Below are 9,023 nucleotides of genomic sequence, written 5' to 3'. Positions count from 1 at the left end.
CGAAGGCCGCGGCCGACGCCGCGGGGGCGGGGTCTGCCTTCGCCGCCGCGGCGTCGGCCGCGGCCTTCGCCGCAGCGGCCTTCTTCGCGGCCTCGTCGGCGGCCTGCTGGGCCCTGTCGGCGATCTCCTTGGCCTTCGCCGCCTTCTCGGCGTCGTCCGTCGTGAACAGGTCCTTGATCTCGTCGAACAGCTTCATGCGCAGTGCACTCCGTTCCCGCCCGTCCGGGCTCCGCGCCGGCGCACAGGTGCGCACCGGCGCAGCGCACCGTAGCGGATCATGCGGGGAGCGGGCCGCCCGCCCGGGCGACGGCGAACAGCCTTCACCCGGCGGCGTCCGCCTTGCCCTGCTTCCCGCCCTTCCCGCTGCCCTTGCCGGGCTTCCCGCTGCTCCTGCCGCTGCCCTTGGCACCGGCCTTGCCGCCGGTGCCGCCCGACGCGCCGGCGGCGCCCCTTCGGGGCGGCGTGCCCGCCTCGGTCGACGCCGTGCCTGCCTCGCGCGACGTCCCGCCGGCCGCCGGGGTCACGACGGCCCGGACGCGGACGGTGCGCCGCGGGGCGTCCCCGGTCGTCGCGGCCCCCGCCGCGGCGGCCGTCGGCACCGGGTCGCCGCCGGCGGGTGCACCGGCCGCGGTCGAGGGGGTGGCCCCGCCGGGGCCCACCGAGGCGGGCGTGCCGTCGTCCCCCAGCCCGAGGCCGGCCGCGAGACCGCCTGCGGCCCCCGCGACGAGCAGCGCGACCGCAGGGGCCATCACCCGGGCCGGACGCCGACGCCGCCCACGCCCGGCCCAACCGGATCGGGCGGATCGGCCGGGCCTGCCGGTACCGGGTCCGACGAGCGGGAGCGGGACGAGCACCGTCGTGCCCCGCAGCGGGCGGCCTCCCGTGGCGGGCGGCCGCGACCCCGGCGCCGCCGTGGCGCGGGCGACGAACGCCGCGAGGGCGGGGTCCCCCGGGCCGTCCGTCTCCGGGAGCGTCGATCCGAGGACGGCGCCCATGTGCTGCGGCGTCGGCCGCGCCGCGGGGTCCCGGTCCAGGGCCGCGTCGACCGCCGCGAGGACGCCGGCCGGCAGGTCCGGGCGCAGGTGGGCGAGCGGGACGTGCCCGCCCTGGAGCACCGCCATGACCGTGAGGACGGGGGTGTCCCGGTCGTAGGGGCGCCGCCCCGCGAGCGCCTCGTACGCCATGACCCCGACGGCCCACACGTCGCAGGCCCCGGTCGGCTCCGCCCCGTCGAGACGCTCCGGCGCGACGTAGGGCGCCGACCCGAGCACGTCGCCGGAGCGGGTGAGGCGGGTGTCGTCGGCGAGCGTCGCGATCCCGAAGTCGCCGAGCTTGGCGCGGCCGTCCGTCGTGAGGAGCACGTTGGCGGGCTTGACGTCCCGGTGCACGACGCCGGCCGCGTGCGCCGCGCACAGTGCGGCGAGGACGTCCACGAGCACGGACGCCGTCGTGGCCGTCGCGGGTCTCGGGCCGCGGAGCGCGTCCGCCCAGGTGACGCCCGGGAGCCGCTCCATGACGAGGTACGGCGGCTCGGCCCGGACGTCGACGTCGAGCACCGTGACGACGTTCGCCCCGCACAGCCGCCCTGCGGCCCGGGCCTCGCGGGCCAGCCGCTCGAGGGCCACCGGGTCGCCGTCGGCGGACCGCCACACCTTCACCGCGACGTCCCGGCGGAGCACCGTGTCGTGCGCGGCGAGGACCTCCCCGACGGCTCCGCGACCCAGGACGCCCGTGACGACGTAGCGACCCCCGAGCACGAAGGCGGTCGGGCCCGCGGTGACAGTCATGCCCAGAACCGTGTCGCAGCCGGTCCATGGTCGCCCCCGCAGGTGACCGCGCTGCCCGCGGACCGTCCGGCCGCCGGACGGGGGCGGGCGTTGCGCGGCGGCCGACCGGCCCGCACAGTGGACCCGTGCGCTACGTCGTCGGGATCCCGTTCCTCGTGCTCGTCGTCGCCCTCGCGTGGGGCGCGCTGACGGGGCGGGTCCGGGCGCAGGGCTGCTGCGCCGTCGCGGACCCGGCGCGCGACCTGCGGATGCGGGACGCCGTCCGCCCGACCGACGGCTGACCGGTCACTCCTCGGGCGCGACGACCCGCGGCCGGCGGCCCTTCTGGGCCCAGACGATCGACGCGATGACGGCGCACGCGGCGAGGACCGCGGCGAGCGTCACGGTCTCGCCGAGGAACAGCGCGGACCACACGAGGGTGAGCAGCGCCTGCAGCTGCTGGACCTGGCCGCCCCGCGCGATGCCGGCGAGCATCAGCCCGCGATACCAGGCGAAGAAGCCGAGGTACATCGACGAGACGCCGAGCCCGGCGAGCGAGAGCCACTCGGCCGGGCCGGGCGAGTACGTGTCGTGGGTGAGGACGGCGATGACGACCGTCGCGGGGACCGTCACCGGCAGCGCGAGGACGACGACCCAGGAGATGACCTGCCACCCCGGCATCGCGGCGGTCACCGACGCACCCTCGACGTAGCACCAGGACGACGCGATGACCGCGCCGACGACGAGCAGGTCGGCGACCGGGTCGGCGCCGGTGCCGCCGCCGCGGGCCAGCGCGAACGCGACGAGCGCCGCGGTCCCGGCGGACGCGGCGGCCCAGAACTGGCCGCTGACCCGCTCGTGCGTGCGCAGCACCGCGATGACGGCGGTCATGAGCGGCATGAAGGCGGCGATGACGGCGACGTGCGCGGACGTCGTCCGCTGCAGGGCGAACGCGAGGAGGATCGGCCAGCCGAAGACCGCGCCGAGCATGGTGAAGACGATCGGGGTGAGGTGCACCCGGGGCGGGAACGGCACCCGGCGCACGAGGAGCAGGACGCCGGCGATGACGCCCGCGATGACGGCCCGGCCGCTCGCGGTGATGAACGGGTCGAAGCCGCGGACGGCGACCTTCGTCATCGGCACCGAGAGCGAGAACAGCAGGACGCCGGCGAACGCCCACGCGAGGCCCTGCCGGTGCCGGTCGGGCACGGGGGCCGGCACGGGGGCCGCCGCGGCGGCGGGCACCCCACCGGGGGTGCCGCCCGCGGCGGGTTCGACGTCGGACGGCGTGGCCACCCGCGCACGGTAGCGGGCGCCACGCCGTCCGGCGTCGGCGAGGTGTCAGCCGCCCTGCGGCGGGGCCACCGGCGCACCGGTGACCACCGGGGCCCGCCCGACCGTCGTCCCGGCGGCGTCGGTGAACTCGACCGTCTCCGGGGCCCTGACCCGCAGGCTCGCGAAGCCGTCGACGAGCCGCTCCGTCGTCCGCCCGCCCTTCTCGTCGGTCACCGTCGCCGTCGTCGCACCGACCGGGCCGAGGACGGCCACGCCGGTCGTCCCGTCGGCCGGGTCCGACTCCTCCAGGGCGAAGGCCACCGCGACGCGATCGAGCGGTCCGGCGGGGACCGCGACGGTCACCTGGGACCCGGTGTACCCGTCCGGCGAGCCGGTCTCGGGTATCTCGCGGACCGCCGTGACGACGTGCGCGCCGCTCGGCACCGTGACGGCGACGACGGACAGCGGCTGCTTCCCGTCGAGGCCGGTCCACAGCAGCCGCCGCGTCGACCGGTCGCGGACGACCCCGGAGGCCATCTGCGCCGCACCGACGGCCCGGGCCACCGGGAAACCGGTGGCGGCCCGGCCGCCGTGGAGCGCCGGCTCCAGGCCGTCGAGGAACACCTCGGGAGGGCCGCCCGCGCCCGCCGGCTCCATCGTGATCCACCCCGCGTCGCCGGGCACGGTGTAGAGCCCGGGCGGCACCGTCGGGTCCCTCCACGGGACCGCGAGCTCTCGATGCTGCCCCGCCGCGGGCTCCACCGTGCGGACGTCCCACGTCGGGGTGCCGTCGGCCGACCACGTCAGGCCGGTCGCGACCTTGACGTCGCCCTTCAGGGCGGACAGGACGACGAGCGCACCGGTCCCCTGCTCCGCCGCCCGGCCCTGCGGCGAGGGCAGCCAGACCGACGTGACCAGCTCGGCCGACGTCAGCAACGGGTCGCCGGCCATGATCTCGGCCGCGGGCGCGCCGCGGGGGGCGTCGAACCAGAGGAACGTGTCGGTGGCGGAGGTACCCAGCTCGACCTCGACGAGGACGAGCCGCAGGTCGCCCACGTCCCCGGCGAACGGCACGAGGACGTCGGCCGCGACCGTCGCGGCGGCCACCGGCTCGTCGAGGAACCGGCCGGTCGCCAGGACCCGGCGGCGCACCTCCTCGACGAACGCACGGTCCCCCGCGAGCGACCCGACCGTCGGCCCCGGGAAGATCGCCGACGCGCGCACCCGGCCGCCGTCCGGCGGGGTGACCGCGGTCCGGTCCGCACGGAGCGGGCCGACGTCCACCCGGACCGCACCGAGCACCGCGAGGAGTGCGACGACGCCCCCGACGAGCGCCTGCCGGCGACGACGCCGGCGCCGGACGCCCGACATGCCGCCGCGGACCCGGTCCCACGGCGGGGTGACCGCCGGCAGCGCCTCGGCCCGTTCCGTGAGGCTGTCGCGCACGAGCAGCCGCAGGTCGTGGTCGTTCATCGCGTCACCTCCGTGTCGTCCGTGCTCCGTACCCCGGCGAGCTCGCGCAGGTCGGCGCTGGCCCGCAGCCGTTCCGTCGCGCGGGACAGGGTGCTCTTCACCGTGCCGGTCGAGCAGCCGAGCACCCGCGCGGTCTCCTCGACGGTGAGGTCCTCCCACAGCCGCAGGACGACGACCGCACGCATCCGGGGCGGCAGGCCGGCGAGCTGCCGCCAGACCAGGTCGCGCTCGGCCCGGGCCTGGGCGCCGTCCGGCGCGGCGGAGCGGACGTCGGCGGAGACACCCTCCAACGGCGCCTCCGCGACCCGCCGGGACCGCGCCCGGAAGCGGGAGATCGCCCCACGCGCGATCGCCGTCCGGACGTAGGCCTCCGGGTTGTCGCTGCGGATCCGCCCCCAGTGCCGCCAGGACCGTTCCAGTGCGACCTGCACGAGGTCCTCGGCCTGCATGGCGTCGCCGGTGAGCAGGTACGCGTAGCGCACGAGCTGCGGCCAGCGGTGCAGGACGAAGTCCCTGAACTGCGACTCGTCCGCGGACATCTCGTCCCCCTCGTCGCCGGCGCGGCGCCGGCGTCCCGTCGCCACCCCAGACGCCCCGCGGGGCACCGGGGGTTGAGCGGCGCGGGATCTTTCCTGGCTGCTCGCCCTGCGGGGCTGCTCGGCGGGGTACTCGGCGGGGCTGCTCGACGGGGCTGCTCGACGGGGCTACTCGACGACGTCGGTCGCGGCCGGGCCGAAGATGCACAGGTGGTCGAGGAACGGCGCGGGGTCGCCGGACCAGTCCATCGCCGCGAGCTGGGCGGCGCTGCGGCGGCCCATCCGCCAGCGGAAAGCCTCGAAGTCCGTCGTCCGCAGGACGGTGCGCTCGTCGTCCGGAGCCTGCGGCCCGACCCGCACGTCGTGGGTCCCGGTGACGACCCGCAGCGGCGCCGGCACGTCGAGCGCACCGAGGAGCAGCTTCGCGCCGAGGACGACGCCCACACTGTCCCGCGCGCCGGTGTCGCCGACGGCACCGCGCAGGTCGTGCTCGTGCGACGTCGCGTCGAAGACGTACGGCCAGATCGGCACCTTCTCCAGCAGCGCCTCGACCGCGACCGACGCGGCCGCCCAGCGCTCGAGGAGCTCCGCCGTCGGGACGCCGCGGCCGCGCTCGACGTGGGTCGCCGTCCACTCCGGGGTCGGGCCGTCCGTCGGGCCGTTGCCGCTCGCGCCGTCCTGCGCCGCGCCCGCGAGGTGGGCGACGACGTCGTGGACGGTCCAGCCCGGCGTCGCCGGGACCGGCAGGGAGTCGTCCGGGATGCCCGGGACGAGCGCGCCGATGCGCTCGCGGGCCTCGCGGTAGAGCAGGGAGAGGGGCACGCGGTCAGCCATGCGGTGGAGGGTAGCCGCCGGACGCCGCTACCTGCTGCCCCCCCGCCGCGAACGACGTCCCGAGGAACCGGATCTGCCCGTCGGCCAACGGCTTCCAGGTGTCGAGGTCGTGCCCGCCGGCCGTCACCGTGACCGTCGGCGGCGGGCGGAGCGCACCGAGGACCTCGCGGACGGCGGGCAGGTACGGGTCCTCGCCGCCGCACTCGACCCGGAGCGGGACGCCGGCCAGCGCGTCCGGCGCGGAGCGCAGGTCACCGCGCTCGAAGTCCCCGGCGTCGGCGAAGACGCCGGGGTCCTGCTGCCGGGCCGCGTCGGCGGTGCGCCACAGCGTCGGCCCCGCGACGGCGATACCGGCGACCTCGGGGGCGTTGGGCCGCTGGGCGAGCTCCTGGGCCAGGCGCAGCGCGCCGTAGCCGCCCATGCCGACCCCGAGCAGGCCCACGCGGTGCTCGGCGCCGGCCGCGAGGCCGAGCGCGGCGAGCCACGGCAGGAACTTGTCGAGCACGAGCGCACCGGCGTCTGTGCCGTCGGGTCGGGCCCGCCACCAGCGGTCGCCGCCGGAGATCGCGGCCAGGGCGAACGGTGCCATGCCGTCCTGGACGACGGCCCGGCCGAGGGCCTCGTCGAGCCCGAGCCGGGTGACGACCGAGGAGTCCCCGCCGAGGTCGTGCAGGACGACGACGACCGGCAGCCGGCTGCCCTGCCCGCCGCCCGGCACGACGGGCCGGCGCGCGTCGACCCCGCGCGGGTAGACGAGCGTGTACGTCACCTGGGCGCCGCCGAGGGACGGCGCCTCCAGGGTGCCCTGGACCGTCGTCCCCTCGATGCGGTGCGCCGTCCGGTACAGCGCGGCCCCGAGCAGACCCGTGACGACGGCCCCGACGCCGAGCTGGATGGCCCGGCGGCGGGGCGGGGTCGGGTCGGGGACGGCGTAGCCGCTCATGCCGCTGCGCCGGTCACTGCCCGGTCTGGCGCCGGATCTCCGCGCGCGCCAGCGACATCCGGTGCACCTCGTCGGGGCCGTCGGCGAACCGGAGCGTGCGGATGCCGGCGAACGACTCGGCGAGCGGGAAGTCCGGCGAGAGGCCGCCGGCGCCATGGGTCTGGATCGCCCGGTCGAGGATCCACTGCACGGTCTCGGGCACCGCGATCTTGATCGCCTGGATCTCGGTGTGCGCGCCCTTGTTGCCGACCGTGTCCATGAGCCAGGCGGTCTTGAGGACGAGGAGGCGCAGCTGCTCGACCTTGACCCGGGACTCCGCGATCCACTCCCGGACGACGCCCTGGCGCGCCAGCAGCCGCCCGAAGGCGACCCGTTCGACGGCGCGGGCGCACATGAGCTCGATGGCCCGCTCCGCGATGCCGATCGACCGCATGCAGTGGTGGATCCGGCCCGGCCCGAGCCGGGCCTGCGCGATGGCGAACCCGTCGCCCTCGCCGCCGATGAGGTTGGCCGCCGGGACGCGGACGTCCTCGAAGACGAGCTCGGCGTGCCCGCCGTGCTCGTGGTCGTCGTAGCCGAAGACCTCCATGCCGCGGACGACGGTGAGGCCCGGGGTGTCGCGGGGCACGAGGATCATCGACTGCTGCCTGTGCCGGTCGGCGTCCGGGTTCGTCCGCCCCATGACGATGAGGATCTTGCAGTCGGGGTTCATCGCCCCGGTGATCCACCACTTGCGGCCGTTGATGACGTAGTCGTCGCCGTCGCGGACGATCGAGGTGGCGATGTTCGTCGCGTCGGAGGACGCGACGTCCGGCTCGGTCATCGCGAACGCCGAGCGGATCTCCCCGCGCAGCAAGGGCTCCAGCCACCGGGCCTGCTGCTCCGGGGTGCCGAACATCGACAGCACCTCCATGTTGCCGGTGTCCGGTGCGGCGCAGTTGAAGGCGGGCGGGGCCAGATGGATGCTCCGACCGGTGATCTCGGCGAGCGGCGCGTACTGGAGGTTCGTCAGGCCGGCGCCGTGCTCCCCCGGGAGGAAGAGGTTCCACAGCCCCTGCTCGCGCGCGGTCGCGCGGACCTGCTGCACGACGGGGATGCGGGTCCAGGCCCAGCGGTCGTCGAGGGCCGCGGCCTGGTCCCGGAACGTCTGCTCGTTCGGGTAGACGTGCTCGTCCATGAAGGCGAGCACCTGGCGGCGCAGGTCCTCGGTGCGTGCGTCGAACCCGAACTCCATCAGTCGTTCTCCTTCGTCGTGGTGCCGTCCTGCGGGGATGCCTGCGGGGCTGCCTGCGGGGTCGGGTCGTGGTCGTCGAGCCGGCGCTGCAGCTTGCGCATGCCGGCGAGCCAGCGGTCCGGCTGCGTGGCCCGCAGGGCGTAGTAGTCGCCGACCTCGGGGTGCGGGAGCACGAAGAACCGGGTGTCGTCGCCCAGGCCGTCGACGAGGGCCGCCGCGACGTCCTCGGGGCTGAGCACGGTCTCCCGGCCGAGCACCTCCTGCGCGGGCCCGGCCTCGTGGAGCATCCGGGTGTCGACGCCCTGCGGGCAGATCGCCTGGACGACGACCCCGCGGTGCCCGTAGGTCGCCGACAGCCACTCGGCGAACGCGACGGCCCCGTGCTTGGTCACCGAGTACGTCGGGCTGCCGAGCATCGTCAGCAGCCCCGCGGCGGACGCCGTGACGACGAACCGGCCACGCCCCCGCTCGACCCAGCCCGGCACGAGCAGCCGAGCGGCCCGGACGTGGGCCATGACGTTCACCTCGAGCGACAGCGCCCAGTCGGCCTCGCTCGCGTCGAGCCCACGCCCGCGGTCGATCCCCGCGTTCGCGACGAACACGTCGATCTCGCCCAGTGCCGCCGAGGCCCGCTCGACGAGCGCCGCGACACCTGCCTCGGACGCCGCGTCCCCCGGCACCACCGTGCCGCCCACCTCGGCCGCGACGGCCCCGGCCGCGTCGGCATCGAGGTCGTTGACGACGACCCGCGCCCCCTCGGCGGCGAGCCGGCGGGCCATCGCCGCACCGATCCCGTGCCCCGCGCCGGTCACGACGACCCCAGCACCTGCGATCTCCACCCGGGCCCGCCTCTCTGCGGCTGTGTCCGTGCCTGCGTCCGTGCCTGGGCGACGGGTCCGAACGGCTGCTCACCCACGCCGCCTGTGAGCGTACGTCCCCGGGGCCGGGGACGTACGCTCACA

General features: G+C 76.6%; 10 protein-coding genes. 1 reads left to right on the top strand and 9 read right to left on the bottom strand.

Annotated elements, in window-relative coordinates:
* Together ECOMGDLI_RS34400 and ECOMGDLI_RS03695 are read right to left on the bottom strand one after the other, a co-directional pair.
* The coding region (locus ECOMGDLI_RS34400; RefSeq protein ID WP_198954519.1) for a hypothetical protein at positions 1-196 on the bottom strand (196 nt) is incomplete at its 3' end.
* 124 nt (positions 197-320) lie between these two features.
* Positions 321-1,787, bottom strand: a complete 1,467-nt coding sequence (locus tag ECOMGDLI_RS03695) for a serine/threonine-protein kinase (protein WP_088313844.1) — start codon at positions 1,785-1,787, stop codon at positions 321-323.
* Between the two features lie 125 nt (positions 1,788-1,912).
* Between ECOMGDLI_RS03695 and ECOMGDLI_RS34395 the strand changes: the two genes are divergently transcribed.
* Positions 1,913-2,068 (top strand): hypothetical protein, encoded by a 156-nt coding sequence (locus ECOMGDLI_RS34395; protein WP_158220884.1) that lies wholly within the window; start codon positions 1,913-1,915, stop codon positions 2,066-2,068.
* A 4-nt stretch (positions 2,069-2,072) separates the two neighbouring features.
* Here ECOMGDLI_RS34395 and ECOMGDLI_RS03690 read toward each other — a convergent pair whose 3' ends face one another.
* The 7 genes from ECOMGDLI_RS03690 to ECOMGDLI_RS03660 form a co-directional block, all read right to left on the bottom strand.
* The gene (locus tag ECOMGDLI_RS03690) at positions 2,073-3,062 is read right to left on the bottom strand and encodes a DMT family transporter (protein ID WP_088313842.1); all 990 of its coding nucleotides are present in this window, start codon (positions 3,060-3,062) and stop codon (positions 2,073-2,075) included.
* A 45-nt stretch (positions 3,063-3,107) separates the two neighbouring features.
* On the bottom strand, positions 3,108-4,514 hold the full coding sequence (locus ECOMGDLI_RS03685) for a hypothetical protein (protein WP_088313839.1): 1,407 nt from the start codon (positions 4,512-4,514) through the stop codon (positions 3,108-3,110).
* Positions 4,511-5,098: a SigE family RNA polymerase sigma factor gene (locus ECOMGDLI_RS03680; protein ID WP_198954518.1), complete on the bottom strand. Its 588-nt coding sequence runs from the start codon at positions 5,096-5,098 to the stop codon at positions 4,511-4,513. The genes ECOMGDLI_RS03685 and ECOMGDLI_RS03680 overlap by 4 nt, the downstream gene beginning before the upstream one ends.
* Positions 5,099-5,218: 120 nt before the next feature.
* Positions 5,219-5,884, bottom strand: coding sequence for a maleylpyruvate isomerase N-terminal domain-containing protein (locus ECOMGDLI_RS03675; RefSeq protein ID WP_088313836.1), 666 nt, complete (start codon positions 5,882-5,884; stop codon positions 5,219-5,221).
* Positions 5,877-6,827 carry a hypothetical protein gene (locus ECOMGDLI_RS03670; protein ID WP_088313833.1) on the bottom strand — a complete coding sequence of 317 codons (951 nt, stop codon included), beginning with the start codon at positions 6,825-6,827 and terminating at the stop codon, positions 5,877-5,879. The genes ECOMGDLI_RS03675 and ECOMGDLI_RS03670 overlap by 8 nt, the downstream gene beginning before the upstream one ends.
* Positions 6,828-6,840: 13 nt before the next feature.
* Entirely contained in the window at positions 6,841-8,061 is a 1,221-nt protein-coding gene (locus tag ECOMGDLI_RS03665; protein ID WP_088313830.1) for an acyl-CoA dehydrogenase family protein, read from the bottom strand.
* A complete protein-coding gene (locus ECOMGDLI_RS03660) occupies positions 8,061-8,900 on the bottom strand; it encodes an SDR family oxidoreductase (RefSeq protein WP_198954517.1) in 840 nt (279 codons plus the stop codon). Before ECOMGDLI_RS03660 ends, ECOMGDLI_RS03665 begins: the two co-directional genes overlap by 1 nt.
* Positions 8,901-9,023: the final 123 nt, after the last annotated feature.

It is taken from the genome of Kineosporia sp. R_H_3, assembly GCF_002198675.1.
GTDB lineage: Bacteria > Actinomycetota > Actinomycetes > Actinomycetales > Kineosporiaceae > R-H-3.
The sequence above is the reverse complement of the archived record's forward strand: the minus strand, read 5'-3'. Positions and strand labels throughout refer to the sequence as shown.